This window comes from Saccharomonospora sp. (genome assembly GCF_027317685.1).
Lineage (GTDB): Bacteria > Actinomycetota > Actinomycetes > Mycobacteriales > Pseudonocardiaceae > Saccharomonospora.
The window spans coordinates 1-17,040 of the sequence record NZ_DAHVQP010000001.1 but is presented as its reverse complement, the minus strand read 5'-3'; the positions used below and the strand labels follow the sequence as shown (position 1 = coordinate 17,040).

Below are 17,040 nucleotides of genomic sequence, written 5' to 3'. Positions count from 1 at the left end.
GTCGGCGAACGACTCGTGCGCCATGACGTGACACCAGTGGCAGGCTGCGTACCCGACCGACAGCAGGATCGGCACATCCCGCCGCCGCGCCTCGGCGAGGGCTTCCGGGCTCCACGGCCACCAGTCCACCGGATTGTCGGCATGCTGGAGCAGGTAAGGCGATGTGGCAGTGGCGAGGCGGTTCACGTTCCCAGCGTCTCACAGCCGAAGGAGCCTCACAGCGGTCGACACGGTCGACGCCGAACCCGCCGAACGACGACCGGCGAACACGAACGAACCGGCCCGAGCGTGCCCTCTTCACGGGTCCTCGGGAAGGACCGCCGCCTCGCGCGTGGAAGCGCTCGTCGCTAGGACTTGCTCTCCGAGCCCGGATCGGCCGCCGAGTCGGCACCGACCGAAGCACGGTCGGAACTCTGCGTGTCACCGGCCCTTTCGTCACCGGCCTCGGCGGAGGAGTCGGAGGTGTCCGTGTCGAAGCTGGCGGGAATCCGCTTGAGGTGCTTGGTCATCGAGCGGATCAGGAAGGCGACCGCCACGAGGAACAGCAGGAGCAGCAACAGGCCGACGGGTGAGGATTTGCCGAAGTCCTCACCTTGTCCACCGCCGTCCACGTTGCCCCCGGGTGGCTGCTGCGCGAGCCAGGCTCCGGCGTTCATGGCCGGCACGACCGCGAAGGCCGGAAGTGTCATGTCGTCACCCTTTCTCGGATCCCCGCGAACAGATCGTCCTCCGGCAACGTCGTGTCAACGAGCGAGCGGACGAGTTCGTACTCCTCTGTGGGCCACACCTCACGCTGCACGTCCAGCGGCACCGCGAACCACCGACTGTTCGGGTCGATCTGTGTGGCGTGTGCGCGCAGCGCGTCGTCGCGCGCCTCGAAATGGTCGGAGCACGGCACCCGTGTGGTGACGCGTTCCATGACATCGGGCCGGTTCGGGTCCCACCTCTTCAGCCACTCCTCGTACGGCGAGGGCAGCCCTCGCGAGGTGAGCGCCTCGTGGAACGCCTCGTACTTCGCCCGCGAGAAACCGTGGACGTAGTACAGCTTGAGCGGCTGCCACGGCTCACCCGCGTCAGGATACTGCTGTGGGTCGGAGACGGCGTCCCAGGCCGCCATCGACACCTCGTGGCAGCGGATGTGGTCCGGATGCGGATATCCACCGTTCTCGTCGTAGGTGATGACGACGTGCGGGCGGAACTCGCGCATCAGGCGCACGAGCTTGGCGACCGGTTCGTCCAACGGCACGTTCGCGAAGCAGTCCTCCGGCAACGGCGGAGGCGGATCGCCCTCCGGCAGGCCGGAGTCGATGAAGCCCAGCCACCGATGCTGCACACCGAGGATCTTGGCGGCCCTGGCCATCTCCTCCCTGCGCAGCTGCGTCATGTTCTCGCGCACCTCGGGCCGGTCCATCGCCGGATTCAGCACACTGCCCGCTTCACCACCCGTACAGGTCACGACCATGACCTCGTGCCCCTCGGAGACATAGCGAGCCATCGTGGCGGCCCCCTTGCTCGACTCGTCGTCGGGATGGGCATGCACCGCCATCAGCCGCAACCCCGCCTCCACCCTGCTCGCCCTCTCTTCGTCGGTTCGCGCCATGCTCGGCTCGGCTCCTTTCCACTCGCGTTCGCCCTGACGGACCCCCGTGGTCCACGCCCGTCCGCTCTCACGGATACTCAACACGCGAGGTGGGTGCTTTCATTCTCCCGCCGCGACGGCACGATCATTCGGGAGGCCCTCCGTTGAGCAGGTCGGAGTCCGACCCGACGTCGACGAACGGGTTGGAGGACCGCTACGGCTCCGCGCGGAAACGCCAGGCGGGGCCGCGTTTCCGCCTGCGAGGAAACCGTGCGTGGTTGGTCGGCATCGTTGCGGTGGTGGCACTCACTCTCGGCGGTTACATCGTCTACCAGCAATTCTTCGCCACGCCCATCGACGGTCAGCGGGTCGCGTTCACCGAGCTGCCCGGCAATGCGATGGAAGTCACCGTGGATGTGATCCGTAACGACCCGTCGCGACCCGCGGTGTGTGTCGTCAGGGTCCGTGATATCTCGGGTGCCGAGAGCGGCAGAAGGGAGATCTACGTCCCTCCGGACGTGGGACGCCTGGACACTGTTGTACAGAGCATCGAGCGGCCTGTCACTGCGGACGTGTACGGCTGCTCATATGATGTTCCTGAATATCTGTCAACCCCCGAGCGGCCAACGGAGTGAAATAGGAGCCGGGAGTCCGGCGTTCCTGACTTAAGCAGGGGTCTCGGGGGTAGCTTCGTGCTATCCTTAGGTATCGGCACGGCCCCGAGTGGGCCGTGTCTTTCCTTTATCTACCAGCCACGATGGCGTGGCGGCCGGCTTGTATACCCAGGTTCGGCAGGCCCTAGGAGGAGATGGTGACCGTGAGCGATAGCAAGGTGACCTGGCTGACCCAGGATGCCTACGACAGGCTCAAAAACGAGCTCGACGAGTTGATCGCGAATCGTCCGGTCATCGCCGCGAAGATCAATGCCAGCCGAGAAGAGGGCGACCTGAAGGAGAACGGTGGCTACCACGCCGCCAGGGAGGAGCAGGGGCAGCAGGAAGCCCGAATCCGGCACCTTCAGGAGTTGCTGCGCTCAGCCAAGGTCGGCGAAGCGCCCAAGGACGACGGCATCGCCGAGCCGGGCATGGTGTTGACCGTGCGTTACGACGGCGATGACGACGAGGAGACGTTCCTGCTCGCCACTCGCGAGGAGGGCGGCGGCGGATCGTTCGAGGTCTACTCGCCCGACTCGCCCCTGGGCAAGGCGTTGCTCGGCGCCAGGGAGAACGAGTCGCGGGAATACCCGCTGCCGAACGTCAAGACCCAGAAGGTCACCCTCGTCAAAGCCGTTCCCTACAACTCCGAGGCGGCGATGAGCGAGAGCTGAGTCCTCACAAACAGCAGCAACGGCGACGGCCGGTGCGCACCACCACTTTCGGCAGGTGCGCGCCGGCCGTCGCCGTTTCTCGGAAGGACCGTTCGTGTGCCGAGCCGGCAAAGACGTCTTCGAGGTCGTGTGCTCGCATCGGTGTCGCCCGGCTTCGGCCGGTCTAGTCGCAGGCGATGCGCTCCAGCAGCGGCCGCACCCGAGGGGGTACCGGGGTCGACAGCGCGATCGATGTCGCCGTTCTCCGCACCCCGGGGACACTGACGACGTCGTCGATGACGCGTTGCAGGTCGTCGTTGGAACGGGCGACGAGCCTCACGAACAGATCACCCTGCCCGGTGGTCGCGTGTACCTCACACACCTCGTCGATGGCGGCCAGCGCGGAGGCCACCTCGGCGCGGTGCCCCTGCGCGATCTCCAACACCGCGAAAGCCGTCAATCCGTAGCCCATCGTGGCGAGATCGAGTTCGGGTGGGAAACCCTTCAACACCCCGGCCGAGGTGAGTCGGTCGAGCCGCGCCTGCACGGTGCCGCGAGCCACACCGAGTCGCCGGGCGCACTCCAGCACTCCCAGGCGGGGTGCGTCGGTTAACAGCAGCAGCAACCGCGCGTCCAGGGCGTCCAGCCTCATCCGTCCTCCTGCGCAATCCGGTCAATGTGATCACTCGAATGCCAATTTCACTGGGCAGGTTGACCAGCATATTTGGTAACTATTGCCCAGTCTGTGTTCATCAGCGCATTCTTCGTCGCATGGCGAATCCAGCACTCGACGACGTCAGCTACGACCAACTCCGTCAACTCGTCGGCCTGGTCGACCACGACCCGGCCAAGGACCCCTTCCCCGTCAAGGCGATGGACGCGGTGGTCTTCGTGGTCGGCAACGCCACACAGACCGCGCACTTCTACCAGTCGGCGTTCGGTATGGACCTCGTCGCCTACTCCGGACCGGAAACGGGCAACGCCGAGTACAAGTCGTTCGTGCTCAAGTCGGGCTCGGCGCGTTTCGTGGTCAACGGTGGGGTGAAGCCGGACTCGCCGCTGTTGGACCACCACCGCAAACACGGCGACGGGGTCACCGACCTGGCCCTCGAAGTCACCGATGTGGACAAGTGCGTCGAGCACGCCAGGGCGAACGGGGCCACGGTCCTGAACGAACCGTACGAAATCTCCGACGAACACGGCACGGTACGCATGGCGGCCATCGCGGCGTACGGCGACACTCGACACACGCTTGTGGACCGCTCTCGTTACTCCGGCCCCTATCTACCGGGCTACCAGGCGCGTACCCGCAGCGTGCCCAAACCCGACGGTGCACCGAAACGTCTGTTCCAGGCCGTCGACCACTGTGTCGGCAACGTCGAACTCGGCAAGATGGACGAGTGGGTGGAGTTCTACCACCGCGTCATGGGTTTCGTGAACATGGCCGAGTTTGTGGGTGACGACATCGCCACCGAGTATTCGGCGCTGATGAGCAAAGTGGTCGCCAACGGCAACCACCGCGTCAAATTCCCGCTCAACGAGCCCGCCTTGGGCAAGAAGAAGTCGCAGATCGACGAGTTCCTCGAGTTCTACGACGGTGCCGGGTGCCAACACATCGCGTTGGCCACCAACGACATCATCGGCACGGTGGAGGCGATGCGGCAGGCAGGCGTGGAGTTTCTGGACACTCCGGACTCCTACTACGACGACCCGGAGCTGCGCGCACGCATCGGTGAGGTGCGGGTGCCGATCGAGACGTTGAAGGAACACCGCATCCTCGTCGACCGCGACGAGGACGGCTATCTGCTGCAGATCTTCACCAAGCCGATCGGTGACCGGCCCACCGTGTTCTACGAGCTCATCGAGCGGCACGGCTCGCTCGGTTTCGGTAAGGGCAACTTCAAGGCGCTGTTCGAGGCCATCGAGCGCGAACAGGCACGTCGCGGAAACCTCTGACGGCGGCCCTGACCGGCCACGGTCCGGTGTCGTGGGGTCGCCCGCCGACGGGGCGGCTCCACGGCACCGGGGCCCGCACGGCCGACGGTGATCAATACAACAGGCGGAATCCCGCGCGCTGCAGTTGTGCGGCGACGTCGGCACAGTGGTCCGGACCGCGGGTCTCCAGCTTCAACGCGATCTCCACCTCACCCACCGCGAGCTTGCCGGAGATACGTGAGTGTTCGACGTCGAGCACGTTCGCGCCGAGCTCGCCAACGAGCGACAACACGCTCGCCAACGACCCGGGCCGATCCGGCACCCGCAGTCGCAGGCTCAGGTAACGTCCGGCGGCCGTCATACCGTGCTGGATGAGCTGCAGCAACAAAAGCGGGTCCACATTGCCGCCCGACAGCACCGCGACGATGGGCGGTTCGAACACGCCGGGATACTCCAGCAGCGCGGCCACCGCCGCCGCCCCGGCCGGTTCCACGACGAGCTTGCGCCGTTCCAGGCACAGCAGCACCGCCCGCGACAGCGACTCCTCCCCCACGGTCACCACGTCGTCGACGAGCGACCGGACGTGTTCGAAGGTGATCGGCCCCGGCTCGCCGACGGCGATGCCGTCGGCCATCGTCTGCATGCGGTCGAGCCGCACCGGTCTTCCCGCCGACAGCGACAGCGGGAACGCCGCCGCGTCCTCGGCCTGCACCCCCACGATCCGCACCTCGGGCCGTGCCGCCTTCAGCGCGCTGGCCACGCCGCCCACCAGGCCTCCGCCGCCGGTGGCGACCAACACCGTGGCCACGTCGGGCACCTGTTCCAGGATCTCCAGGCCCACGGTGCCCTGGCCGGCGATGATGTCGGGGTGGTCGAACGGGTGAATGAACACCGCGCCCGTGCGCTCGGCGAACGCCGTCGCTTCGGCGAGCGCCTCCTCCAACCCATCACCGTGCAGGTGGACATCAGCCCCGTACCCGCGGGTAGCGGCGAGTTTCGGCAGGGGCGCCCGCTCGGGCATGAACACCGTGGCGCTGGTCCCCAGCAGAGCCGCGGCGAGTGCCACACCTTGAGCATGGTTGCCGGCGCTGGCGGCCACCACACCTCGCGCGCGTTCCTCCTCGCTCAACCCGTGGATGCGGGTGTAGGCCCCTCTGATCTTGAACGAGCCCGTGCGCTGCAGGTTCTCGCATTTGAAGTACACCGGCCCGCCGTGTGAAAGTTCGAGGTCACGCGCGTGTTCCATCGGCGTTTCCCGCACGACGGATTCCAGCAGACGCCTCGCCTCGCGGATTGTGTCCACGCTGACAAGTCCCATAACCGCAGATCATGTCACTGCACGCAGCGTCACGGAGAGGTTACGTGCTTAGACAGATCACGATTGGGTAAGCTTGTGATACATCGACTGGATCAAGGCAGGAGAGTCACGTATGGGAAGGGCGCGCACATCGGACGCATCTCGTTCCGCTGGTGTGCTGCCGCTCGTCGCCGGAGTGGTCTCCGCCGTCGCGTTGACCGGCGCCGCCGTCTACACGGTTTCCGAAGCCCAGTGTGACCCCGGCCGTTATGTTCGGGACGGTCACCGGATGACTCTGGTCGGCAGCTGCGTCACGGGAGCGGAGCTGAGGGAGGCGGGCATCGGCCACGACCACGGTCGGACGGACTCCACCGGCACCTCCCCCAGCGATTTCCACCCCTGATCCGGGGTTTCGTCAGGACGCGTCCAGCGCGCTGCGCAGGTCTTCGAGCAGGTCGTGCGCGTCCTCGATACCGACCGACAGCCGCAGCAGTTCGGCCGGGACCTGCAGCAACGAGCCCGCGACGCTGGCATGCGTCATGCGGCCGGGGTGCTCGATGAGCGATTCCACTCCGCCGAGTGATTCGGCGAGGATAAACAGTTTCGTCCTGGCCGCCACGTCCAGCGCGGCCCGTTCACCGTCGACGTGGGTGAACGACACCATTCCGCCGAATCGGCGCATCTGTTTGGCCGCCAGCGAGTGCCCGGGGTGTTCGGCCAGGCCCGGGTAGTACACCTGTCCGATCTTCGGGTGCTTCGACAGGGTCTCGGCGATGAGCTCGGCGTTGGAGCAGTGCCGCTCCATGCGCACACCCAACGTCTTGAGACCACGCAGCGTCAACCACGCGTCGAACGGGCTGGGAACGGCTCCGGCCGAGTTGCGCAGGAAGAACAGTCGTTCCCGCAGCTCGTCGGAGTTGGTGATCACCGCACCACCTACGACATCGGAGTGGCCGCCCAGGTACTTGGTGGTGGAGTGCACGACGATGTCGGCGCCGAGCTCCAACGGTATCTGTAGGTACGGGGTGGCGAACGTGTTGTCCACCACGAGCTTCGCACCGCCGACGTGGGCGAGTTCGGCGAGGGCGGCGATGTCGGCGATACCCAGTAGCGGGTTGGTGGGCGACTCGCACCAGATGAGTTTGGTCTCGGGGCGCATGGCCGACCTGACCTCGTCCAGATCGCCCAGCGAAGCGACGCTGTAGTTCACGCCCCACTCGGTGAGCACCTTGTCGATGAGCCGGAACGTGCCGCCGTAGACGTCGTTGCCGAGGATGAGGTGGTCGCCGGGGCGAAGGGCCACGCGCAGCACCGCGTCACTGGCCGCCATACCCGAGGCGAACGCGAGGGCGTGCTTACCGCTTTCCAGCGCGGCGAGGGCTTGTTCGAGCGCGGTGCGGGTCGGGTTGGCGGTGCGCGAGTACTCGTAGTCGCCCTCGCGGGTGCCGCCGACGCCGTCCTGCGCGTAGGTGGAGGTCTGGTAGATCGGCACGATCACCGCGCCGGTGCGGGGGTCGGGTTCCTGCCCGACGTGAATGGCGCGTGTCTCGAATCCGTAGCTGGCAGGGTCTGCAACCATGCCCCCAGCCTACGGCCCGGCCCCCGCAGGCCGCTGCCACGGCCGAGGACCTGGTGACAACGGCCGGGACGACGAAGGGCCGTGGGCGAGTCGGAAAGATCCGTTCGCTCACGGCCCTTCGAAATCCGTGTCGATTTCAGCGGCTCACCACTGCTGCGGCGGCTGACCGGGCTGGCCGAACCCACCGGGCTGGCCGGGCTGACCCTGCTGCGGGAAACCACCACTGGACGGGAACTGCCCACCCGGCTGACCGAACCCACCCGGCTGGCCGGGCTGACCCTGCTGCGGGAAACCACCGCTCGACGGGAACTGCCCACCCGGCTGACCGAACCCACCGGGCTGGCCGGGCTGACCGAACCCGCCGGGGCCACCGAAGCCACCGCCGGGACCACCCGGGCCACCGAAGCCGCCAGGGCCACCAGAACCACCGAGGCCGAGGTAGAAAGCCGTTTGTGGAATCGCGGCAATAACTCCAACGACTGTAATAAGAAGGCCGAGAATCAGGGTGAAGATCACCCGGGTAATTGCGCCACCGTCCTCGATCACAATCAGGAGCGAGGCCAACAGCGTGAGAAATCCACCGCCCAAGGTGACATAGGGGACGATCTTGCCCACACCGCCCTGCAGCTTGTTCACCAGCGCATGCATCACACCACCGGCCGTGGCGGCAAGACTACCCACGAGCAGCGTGATGATGCAGAACCAGGCATAGCCCGCGCCCTCGCTATCCACATCTATTTTTTCTGTTGAAAACCCTGCCTCGCATTGCTCTTGGGGCATGCCAGCCGCAATGCAATTATCTATCGCCTGTTTGTACGCCCTCTCCGCTTGTTCGGCTGCTTCAGAAGCTCGTGAAGAGGTACTGACAAAATCGGCGAACAGTGTGATCGACAGGATCAACGCAATGAGGCCGAACAGAGCGACTGCACCGCCTGCGATCATGGCCTTCATTTGATTGCCCCCGCCACCGAATGCCGGCTGACCGGGAGCGCCGAACCCGCCTCCCGGAGGAGCACCGAAACCCTGTTGCGGGGGTTGGCCGAACTGCCCCGGCTGGCCCGGAGCACCGAAGCCCTGCTGACCCGGCTGCCCGGGGGCACCGAACCCCTGCTGCGGTTGCGGACCCGACTGGGGGCCGACCTGGCCCGGGGCGCCGAAGCCACCCGGGGGCGACTGCTGGCCGAAACCCTGCGGGTTCACCGCGGCGGGGTTGTCGGCCGCGCTCGGAGGAGGCGAGTACGGGATCGCGGGCTGCGGCTGCATACCCGGCGGCACCAGCTGCGTCGATTCGGCGTTCGAGCCCTGCTGTTCGCCCGCGGAGAGATTCGGAGGTTGCACGACCTGGGTGGGCTCGGGGCTGTCCCCGAACCGCTGCTCACCCTGTGACTCCTGCGGCTCCTGCGACTGCTGGGGCTGGGGCGGCTGCACCACCTGGGTCGGCTCGGGGCTGTCCCCGAACGGGCTGTTCTGCTCGGGTTGAGGACCGCTGGACGGCCCCTGGGGTTGCTGCTCGCCACCCGGCGGCTGGTTCGGTGGCTGTGGAGCACTCATTGGGTCGTAAACCCCCTTGACGAGGACCTTGGTGACTTCGCTCGCGCACACGCTATCGGATCGTGACCCGAATAGTGTGTAACGCCCCTGGCAGTTCGCTCGATGATCATATTCTGATCAGGCGTGGCCGGAGAGGAAAGCGAGCAGGTCGTGCCGGGTCACAACACCCGCAGGCTTGCCGTCCATCAGCACCAACGCGCCGCTGGCCTCGCCAAGCGCCTTCATCGCGGCACCGATGTGCTCACCGGCGCCGATCGTGGGCAGCGGGGGCGACATGTGAGCGTCAAGACGGTCGGTCATAGAGGCCTTGCCGGTGAACAACGCCTCCAACAGGTCCCGCTCGTTGACCGCGCCCACCACCTCGCCGGCCATCACGGGCGGCTCGGCGTTGACGACCGGCATCTGGCTCACCCCGAACTCGCGCAGGATCGACACGGCCTCCGCCACGGTCTCGGTGGGGTGGGTGTGCACGAGGTCGGGGATGCTGCCGTCCTTACGGCGCAGCACGTCACCGACCGTCGCGTCCTGCGAGTCGGCGGACAGGAACCCGTACGACGACATCCAACTGTCGTTGAAGATCTTGCCGAGGTAGCCGCGCCCACCGTCGGGCAGCAGGACCACGATCACGTCGTCCGGCCCGCACCGCTTCGCCAGCTCCAGCGCGGCGGCCACGGCCATGCCGCACGAACCGCCCACCAGCAGCCCCTCCTCGCGGGCGAGCCTGCGGGTGATCTCGAACGACTCGGCGTCGGACACCGGGATGATCTCGTCGGCGACGGTGCGGTCGTAGGTGTCCGGCCAGAAGTCCTCACCGACACCTTCCACGAGGTACGGCCTGCCCGTGCCGCCCGAGTACACCGACCCTTCCGGGTCGGCGCCGATGACCTTGACCCGACCCTCGGACGCCTCCTTGAGGTACCGACCGGTGCCGGAGATGGTGCCGCCGGTGCCCACACCCGCCACGAAGTGGGTCACCTTCCCTTGGGTCTGCTCCCAGATTTCGGGGCCCGTGGAGTGGTAGTGGCTCTCCGGGTTGTTCGGGTTGGCGTACTGGTTGGGCTTCCACGCGCCCTCGATCTCACGGGCGAGCCGATCGGAGACGTTGTAGTACGACTCGGGGTGCTCCGGCGGCACGGCGGTGGGGCACACCACGACCTCGGCGCCGTAGGCCTTGAGCACGTTACGCTTGTCCTCGCTGACCTTGTCGGGACACACGAACACGCATCGATACCCCTTGCGCTGCGCGACCATGGCCAGTCCCACCCCGGTGTTACCCGATGTCGGCTCCACGATCGTCCCGCCCGGCCGCAGCTTCCCGGAAGCCTCGGCCGCCTCGACCATGCGCAGGGCGATCCTGTCCTTCACACTGCCGCCCGGGTTCATGTACTCGACCTTGGCGAGGACGAGCGGCTCGACACCCTCGGCAAGGGCGTTCAGCTTGACCAGAGGGGTGTTGCCCACGAGGTCGATGACGTGTTCGGCGTAATCCATACCGCCAGGGTAGACAGTGCTTCGGGCGACGGTGCGCACCGACCTCGACCAGCACCCGAAGACCCACAGAACAGTCCAAATAGGGCCGAAAGCGGTCGGCCATGCAACGTCACTAAGCGCCGATCACGAAGTGAACACTTTGCTTTCGGAGCGTGAACGGGCAGGATATAGCTAAGCGACCGCTTAGCTCACAAAGGAGTGCCCCGATGCCGGAAGCCGTCATCGTGTCCACCGCCCGCTCCCCCATCGGACGAGCCCGCAAGGGCTCACTGGTGGACATGCGCCCGGACGACCTCACCGCGCAGATGGTGAAGGCGGCACTGGACAAGGTGCCTCAGCTGGACCCACGTGACATCGACGACCTCATGCTCGGCTGCGGCCTCCCCGGTGGCGAGCAGGGATTCAACATGGGGCGGACCGTCGCCGTCCAGCTCGGCTACGACCACCTGCCCGGCTGCACCATCACCCGCTACTGCTCGTCCAGCCTGCAGACCACCCGCATGGCCCTGCACGCCATCAAGGCGGGCGAGGGGGACGTGTTCATCTCGGCCGGCGTGGAGACCGTGTCTCGCGCCGACCGCGGCACCTCCGACTCGTGGCCCGACACGCACAACCCGCTGTACGCCGAGGCCGAGGCACGCACCGCGCGCACCGCCGAGAACGGAGCCGACGGCTGGGCCGATCCCCGCGAGAACGGCGAGCTGCCCGACGTCTACATCGCCATGGGCCAGACCGCGGAGAACCTCGCGCTGTACAAGGACATCTCGCGGCGGGAGATGGACGAATTCGCCGTGCGCTCGCAGAACCTGGCGGAACGGGCTCTCGCCGACGGCTTCTGGGCCAAGGAGATCACCCCGGTGACGTTACCGGACGGCACGGTGGTGTCGGCCGACGACAGTCCCCGCCCCGGCGTGACCCTGGAGGGCGTCGAAGCGCTCAAGCCGGTCTTCCGCCCGGACGGCCGAGTCACGGCGGGCAACGCCTGCCCGCTGAACGACGGCGCCGCCGCCCTCGTGATCATGAGTGACACGAAGGCTCGCGAACTCGGCATCACCCCGCTGGCGCGCGTCGTCTCCACAGGCGTGTCCGGACTGTCGCCGGAGATCATGGGCCTCGGTCCCGTCGAGGCGTCCCGCCGGGCGCTGGCCAAGGCGGGCATATCCATCGACGACATCGACCTCGTGGAGATCAACGAGGCGTTCGCCGCGCAGGTGATCCCGTCGTACCGGGACCTCGGCATCGACATCGACAAGCTCAACGTCAACGGTGGCGCGATCGCGGTGGGCCACCCGTTTGGCATGACCGGCGCCCGCATCACCACCACGTTGATCAACTCGCTCCAGCACTACGACAAGCAGTTCGGCCTGGAGACGATGTGCGTCGGCGGGGGCCAGGGTATGGCGATGGTGATCGAGCGCCTGAGCTGAACGAAACGACGCCGAACCTGGAAGACCTCGAAAGACCCTGAAAAAGACGAGGCGGGCCGTGCACTCCGGCACGGCCCGCCGACGTCGGATCCGGCATCCGACCCGCCGCCGAATCGGCTCAGACCGCCGTCGGCTCCCCGACACAGATCACCGTGGCAGGCTCCGAGTAACGGACCGCCGCCATCGCACCGGCAACGGGAGCGCACGCCTGCTCTATGTCGTCGGTGCCTTCCACGATCTTCACCACGGAGACGTCGGCCTTCGGATCGGTGCACGCGACCTTCTCGTAGCCCTTGCTCGGTGAGCGGACATTCGCCAAGCACTCACCTTCCTCGACGTTGAGCATCAGGCAGAACCGGGCACCGTCCTCGTACACCATCTGGTCGTAGTCGCCGTCGGGGCAGGACTCGGAGTTGTCCTCCAATTTCACGGCCACCTTCAACGTCGCCTCCTCGTCGGAGCACTCGTGCACCTTCGGGGCCTCCTTCTGGTCGGAGAAGTCCTCGATGTGCAGACAGTCGCCGGGCTCGGCGTTGTGCGCCGCGTTCAGATAACCGACGGCGAGAAGACCGGCGAACACGAACGCGCCCACGACCGCGACGATCACCGCGATCCGCTTGCCCACCTTCTTCTTCTCCGGTGGAGTCGACGGCACCGGCGGCATCGACTGACCGTAAAGGGATTGAGGCTGCCCCTGTGGCTGAGGCGGCTGCCCGAACAGCTGTGGGGTACCGGGGGGCTGCCCGGGAAAAGCCTGGCCGGGGAAGGGCTGACCGGGAAACTGCGAGGGAGGGGGCTGCTGGCCGTGATGGCCGTAGGGCTGGGAGCCGGAAGACTGACCGTAGGGACCTGGAGTACCGGGCTGTTCACCTTGTCCGGGAGGAACCGTCACCATGACCTCACACAGGAGTTCATCCGATAGGATGAAGTCATCTAACCCTGCGTGATCGCGATAACAGCAGCAACGTCCATCCGAATGAATTCGATGCCACACCGCGCCACACCGCCGAGCCGGTGCGGCACGCACGTCACCGCGCCAAAACAGCGCGCGAGGGTCCCGATCCTCCTGCGCGCACAACAAAGGGGACGCCCGCCCAGGCGGTCGAACGTCCCCTTCGCCTTACCGAAATCCCGCAGCCGTCAATCGTTTTGCAGGTACGACAGCAGCCGCAGGACCTCCAGGTACAGCCAGACCAGAGTCACCATGAGGCCGAACGCCACATACCACGCGAACTTGGCGGGCACGCCCTGCCGGATGGCCTCGTCGGCCATGTCGAAGTCGAGCAGGAAGCTGAACGCCGCGATACCGATCAGCACGAGGCTGAACACGATCGCCAGCGTGCCACCGTCACGCAGTCCCGTGTTGATGCCGAAGAGGCTCAGCACCAGGTTCAGCAACAGGAGGACGGCCGCGCCGCCGAGCGCACCGATGACCCACTTCTGCAGCTTGGGCGTGACCTTCACCGCACCGGTCTTGTAGACCACGAGCATCACGACGAACACCGCGGCCGTTCCCAGGATCGCCTGCAACGCGATTCCCGGGTAGACGAGCTCGAAAATGCCGCTGATCGCCCCGAGGAACACGCCCTCGGCGGCGGAGTACGCCAGCGTCATGGGCCCGCTGGCCATCTGCTTGAAGATGATGATCAGCGACAGCACGAGGCCGACGAGCATTCCGCCGATCATGGCGCCGGTGATGGCACCCGTGGCGCCCGCCTCGACCTGCGTCTGCGCCCAGATCGCCGTGATGACGCCCACGAGCAAGGTCACACCGAGCGAGGCCCCGGTCTTCATGACGACGTCGTCGACCGTCATCGGACGATCGGCCGCGCTGGTCCGCGTCTGCGGAGCACCGTAGGCGGTGGTCTGGCCGTAGCCGGGCTGACCTCCGTACGGTTGGTCGAAGCCCGCATACGGGGCGCCCGCCGCACCGGTAGGCAGGTTGCGGAAGGCGGGATTGCTGGTAGTTCGCACCTGATCCTCCTGGATCTTTCGGCACTTGCGTCGGGTTTAACGCCCGCGCGCGCCAATTCGTTCCCGTCAGTCGAGTAAAGGCAACTTTACCTGCTCGGGCGGGCACGAAAAGACACGAACCACACCCGGCACCGTGCCGATCATCCGCCCGGAGGCAACATTTCCGTTCCGGCATCCTCGCTGAACGGCCCCCGTACGTCCACCGGCTGGCTGATTGCCCCGGTGATGAGTCTCACGCCATTCTCACGTCGCACACCTCACCGGTTCGGCCGTGAAGCCGTGCCGCGGAAAAGAGCCTGGAGCTCACTCGACGCTTGGGGGTTTCGACCTATGACACGAAGACGCCTGGCCCTGGCCACCCGAATGGCCGTCGCCGCCCTACTGGGCACATTGTCCCTCGTCGTAGTCGCGCCCGCGGCGTCGGCTGCGGTCGAGGAAGGCCTCGGACACAAGACCACTCCGGGACAGTCGTGGGGTGGGCGTGACCGCGCCTACGACTGGCTCGGTTCCTACGTCGTGAACGACGAGCACGTGTTCTGCGTGTCATTCGCACTCAAAGCACCCGACAGCACCGAGCGGTACGAACCGGGTGACGAACTCCTCACCAAATGGGGCGAACCGTTGTCCGAGGAGGTCGCCGCCAATATCTCGTACCTGTTGTTGCGGTACGGCGACACCACCGATGCGGACGAAGCCGCGGCACTCGCCCATCTGCTGCATTCGTGGACCGCGGCTCCCCGGAGCCCCGCCGACCTCGACCCGGCGAAACCGTTCACCGAGATCGGCTATGACGTGGACGCGCACTTCGCCAAGCTGCCGCAGGCGGCGCAGGACGCGGTGGAACGTCTCCGCGCCGACGCCGAGGCCAACCGGGGCCCCTGGAGCGCGAGCGTGGCCGCTCCCGAGGAGGAGCAGTTCCTCGGCGCCCCGTCGCAGTGGTCGGTGGCCGTCACCAACGCCGACGGCAAAGGCATCCCCGGTGTCGAGGTGACGTTGACGCTGTCCGACCTCGTCCCGGCCGAGCAGGCCGACGAGGACTCCGACACCGCCGAGTCCACCGAGGTGTCCGAATCCGGGGAGGCCACGAAGGACGCAGAGGTCTCCGAGACCGCTGAATCCGACGAGGCCACCGACACTCCCGTGAAGAGCACCACCGAGGCGGCTTCCGGGGCCGAGGCCGCGGAGTCCAATCCCGTCGAACTGACCGTGGTCACCGGCGAGGACGGCACCGCCCACATCAACGCCACCCCCACCGGGGAGGAACCCGGTGTCGTCGCGGCCCTGAAGGCTCCCGCCGAGCGGCCCTACGTGCGTGATCCGGTGACCGCCGACACCCAACGCGTGGTCTCCACCGGTGGCGAGCAGACCCTGACGGCCGAGGCCGCCACCGACGCCGCCCCCGCTCCCGGCATCGTGCGGGTGACCAAGGTGGACAGTGACACCGGCGAGGGCATCGCCGGAGTGCCGTTGCGGCTGACGGGCGAGGACAAGACCTCGCCCGCGGTGGACGCGAGCGGGGAACCACTCGTGGATTCGGACGGCGAGCCGTTGGTGGTGACCACCGAGGGCGCCGACGGCGTGGTCGCCGTGGAGGGCGTGCGCACGCCGCAAACGGTATGTGTCACCGAGGTGAGACCACCCAACGGGTACGGCGACGCCTTCGATCCCGACGCTCCTCCGTCGGCGTGCGGTGAACTGCGGCCGGGCGAGACGCTCGAACTACGGATCGCCAACGTGCCCGACGAGGTCCCCCGCACGATTCCCGCCGGAGCGGCGGACACGACGGTGTCGCAACCCGCGACCACGTCGGGAGCTCCGGCCAGCGCCCTCGCCGGGCTCGGCATCCTCGCGGTGGCCGTCTCCGCGCTGGCGGGTTGGGTGGCCAGGAAGAGAGTCCTGCGACAGCGATGACCACGTCGGAACCGGATACACCGGATGGAACGCACACTCCGGACACGTCACCGCGGGCCGAACGTCGCCGCTGGAGAAGGGCGTACCTACTCGGAGCGGGCAGTGTGCTCGCGGTGGAACTCGTGCTGGTGGGGGCGTTCGCGCTGCAGTCCCCGGTGTTCGTGGCGGGCACGGCCGTGCCCGCCCAACCGGCCGTCGCGGCGCCGACCGACCAGGACCGGGCCGAACCCGCCGCCGACGAGCAGGACACCGATGACACGGGCGAGAACGGTGCCGCCGACGACGCCGACGAGGCCAACGAGGCCAACGAGCCCGCCCGGCCCACCACCGCGCCCAGCGGGCAGAGCCCGGGCACCGTGCGCCTGCCGGACGGCGGCACGGCGACCCTCGTCCGCAAGGAACTCGGCCCGGACGCGGTCCTGCCCATACCCGACGACCTGGGAGAGGCGACCTGGTGGGGGGCGGGGCTCGGCGCGCCCAGCGGGGCGAGCGTGTTCGCCGGGCACGTCAACTGGCAAGGCCAGGTCGGTCCGTTCGCCGAACTGTGGGACGTCCGGGTCGGGCAAAAAGTGACCGTCAGCGACGACGACGGCTCCGAGTTCACCTACTCGGTCACGCAGATCATCACGCTCGGCAAGGACGAATTGCCCGCGCGGGCGACCGAACTGTTCAGCCAGAGCGGCTCGCACCGACTGGTACTGGTGACCTGCGGTGGGCGTTGGCTCGGCGGTACCACCGGATACGCGGAGAATCGGGTGGTCATCGCCGAACCGGTTTGACGCCGTGCCGGACACGGGCTTCGCCCGCGCCGGACGGAACGCGGACACTCACCCGGTCGGCCTGCCTGACGCCGACGCGCGGGCGCGCGCGGGTACGGTCGAAGTATGGCTTCCGACCACGATCACGGTCTGCTTCCGCTGCGACGGGAGTTCGGCCAGGGATGGCATGGTTTCGACCGCAACCAGGTGGTGCAGTACCTCGATCACCTCG

The 17,040-nt window shown here is 67.1% G+C and carries 18 protein-coding genes and 1 pseudogene; 9 read left to right on the top strand and 10 right to left on the bottom strand.

Features of this window, described 5'->3' with window-relative positions; translation table 11 throughout:
* From M7H19_RS00090 to mca, 3 genes are all read right to left on the bottom strand, one after another.
* Window positions 1–186 (bottom strand): DUF255 domain-containing protein (locus M7H19_RS00090; protein WP_277068053.1); only part of this gene is annotated, 186 nt, incomplete at its 3' end.
* 161 nt (window positions 187–347) lie between these two features.
* Complete coding sequence (locus M7H19_RS00085) at window positions 348–689, bottom strand: hypothetical protein (protein ID WP_298175545.1); 342 nt, start codon at window positions 687–689, stop codon at window positions 348–350.
* Window positions 686–1,600 carry a mycothiol conjugate amidase Mca gene (gene mca, locus M7H19_RS00080; RefSeq protein WP_298175543.1) on the bottom strand — a complete coding sequence of 305 codons (915 nt, stop codon included), beginning with the start codon at window positions 1,598–1,600 and terminating at the stop codon, window positions 686–688. Before mca ends, M7H19_RS00085 begins: the two co-directional genes overlap by 4 nt.
* 143 nt (window positions 1,601–1,743) lie before the next feature.
* Between mca and M7H19_RS00075 the strand changes: the two genes are divergently transcribed.
* Window positions 1,744–2,214: a DUF4307 domain-containing protein gene (locus M7H19_RS00075; RefSeq protein ID WP_298175541.1), complete on the top strand. Its 471-nt coding sequence runs from the start codon at window positions 1,744–1,746 to the stop codon at window positions 2,212–2,214.
* A gap of 176 nt (window positions 2,215–2,390) precedes the next feature.
* Entirely contained in the window at window positions 2,391–2,906 is a 516-nt protein-coding gene (gene greA, locus M7H19_RS00070) for a transcription elongation factor GreA (protein WP_298175539.1), read from the top strand.
* Window positions 2,907–3,069: 163 nt separating this feature from the next.
* Here greA and M7H19_RS00065 read toward each other — a convergent pair whose 3' ends face one another.
* The gene (locus M7H19_RS00065) at window positions 3,070–3,537 is read right to left on the bottom strand and encodes an Lrp/AsnC ligand binding domain-containing protein (protein WP_298175537.1); all 468 of its coding nucleotides are present in this window, start codon (window positions 3,535–3,537) and stop codon (window positions 3,070–3,072) included.
* 119 nt (window positions 3,538–3,656) lie between these two features.
* Between M7H19_RS00065 and hppD the strand changes: the two genes are divergently transcribed.
* On the top strand, window positions 3,657–4,841 hold the full coding sequence (gene hppD, locus M7H19_RS00060) for a 4-hydroxyphenylpyruvate dioxygenase (RefSeq protein WP_298175536.1): 1,185 nt from the start codon (window positions 3,657–3,659) through the stop codon (window positions 4,839–4,841).
* A 91-nt stretch (window positions 4,842–4,932) separates the two neighbouring features.
* Here hppD and ilvA read toward each other — a convergent pair whose 3' ends face one another.
* Window positions 4,933–6,138, bottom strand: coding sequence for a threonine ammonia-lyase (gene ilvA, locus M7H19_RS00055; protein ID WP_298175534.1), 1,206 nt, complete (start codon window positions 6,136–6,138; stop codon window positions 4,933–4,935).
* A gap of 112 nt (window positions 6,139–6,250) precedes the next feature.
* Here ilvA and M7H19_RS00050 point away from each other — a divergent pair, with 112 nt between their 5' ends.
* Window positions 6,251–6,520 carry a hypothetical protein gene (locus M7H19_RS00050; protein WP_298175532.1) on the top strand — a complete coding sequence of 90 codons (270 nt, stop codon included), beginning with the start codon at window positions 6,251–6,253 and terminating at the stop codon, window positions 6,518–6,520.
* Between the two features lie 12 nt (window positions 6,521–6,532).
* Here M7H19_RS00050 and M7H19_RS00045 read toward each other — a convergent pair whose 3' ends face one another.
* Complete coding sequence (locus M7H19_RS00045; RefSeq protein ID WP_298175530.1) at window positions 6,533–7,696, bottom strand: cystathionine gamma-synthase; 1,164 nt, start codon at window positions 7,694–7,696, stop codon at window positions 6,533–6,535.
* Between the two features lie 144 nt (window positions 7,697–7,840).
* Window positions 7,841–8,638, bottom strand: a complete 798-nt coding sequence (locus M7H19_RS18580) for a hypothetical protein (RefSeq protein ID WP_363321322.1) — start codon at window positions 8,636–8,638, stop codon at window positions 7,841–7,843.
* An 84-nt stretch (window positions 8,639–8,722) separates the two neighbouring features.
* Between M7H19_RS18580 and M7H19_RS18575 the strand changes: the two genes are divergently transcribed.
* A complete protein-coding gene (locus M7H19_RS18575) occupies window positions 8,723–9,082 on the top strand; it encodes a hypothetical protein (RefSeq protein ID WP_363321321.1) in 360 nt (119 codons plus the stop codon).
* 282 nt (window positions 9,083–9,364) lie between these two features.
* On the opposite strand, the gene M7H19_RS00035 is transcribed toward M7H19_RS18575, so the two are convergent.
* Window positions 9,365–10,738 carry a cystathionine beta-synthase gene (locus M7H19_RS00035; protein ID WP_298175526.1) on the bottom strand — a complete coding sequence of 458 codons (1,374 nt, stop codon included), beginning with the start codon at window positions 10,736–10,738 and terminating at the stop codon, window positions 9,365–9,367.
* A 206-nt stretch (window positions 10,739–10,944) separates the two neighbouring features.
* Here M7H19_RS00035 and M7H19_RS00030 point away from each other — a divergent pair, with 206 nt between their 5' ends.
* Window positions 10,945–12,165 (top strand): acetyl-CoA C-acetyltransferase, encoded by a 1,221-nt coding sequence (locus tag M7H19_RS00030; protein WP_298175524.1) that lies wholly within the window; start codon window positions 10,945–10,947, stop codon window positions 12,163–12,165.
* A 118-nt stretch (window positions 12,166–12,283) separates the two neighbouring features.
* On the opposite strand, the gene M7H19_RS00025 is transcribed toward M7H19_RS00030, so the two are convergent.
* Window positions 12,284–12,829, bottom strand: a complete 546-nt coding sequence (locus M7H19_RS00025) for a hypothetical protein (RefSeq protein WP_298175522.1) — start codon at window positions 12,827–12,829, stop codon at window positions 12,284–12,286.
* A 476-nt stretch (window positions 12,830–13,305) separates the two neighbouring features.
* Entirely contained in the window at window positions 13,306–14,139 is an 834-nt protein-coding gene (locus tag M7H19_RS00020) for a Bax inhibitor-1/YccA family protein (protein WP_298175520.1), read from the bottom strand.
* Between the two features lie 330 nt (window positions 14,140–14,469).
* Here M7H19_RS00020 and M7H19_RS00015 point away from each other — a divergent pair, with 330 nt between their 5' ends.
* From M7H19_RS00015 to M7H19_RS00005, 3 genes and pseudogenes are all read left to right on the top strand, one after another.
* Complete coding sequence (locus M7H19_RS00015; protein ID WP_298175518.1) at window positions 14,470–16,050, top strand: hypothetical protein; 1,581 nt, start codon at window positions 14,470–14,472, stop codon at window positions 16,048–16,050.
* Window positions 16,047–16,829, top strand: a complete 783-nt coding sequence (locus M7H19_RS00010; protein ID WP_298175515.1) for a class F sortase — start codon at window positions 16,047–16,049, stop codon at window positions 16,827–16,829. The genes M7H19_RS00015 and M7H19_RS00010 overlap by 4 nt, the downstream gene beginning before the upstream one ends.
* A 105-nt stretch (window positions 16,830–16,934) precedes the next feature.
* A pseudogene (locus M7H19_RS00005) lies at window positions 16,935–17,040 on the top strand (cell division protein DivIVA); the annotation flags it as partial.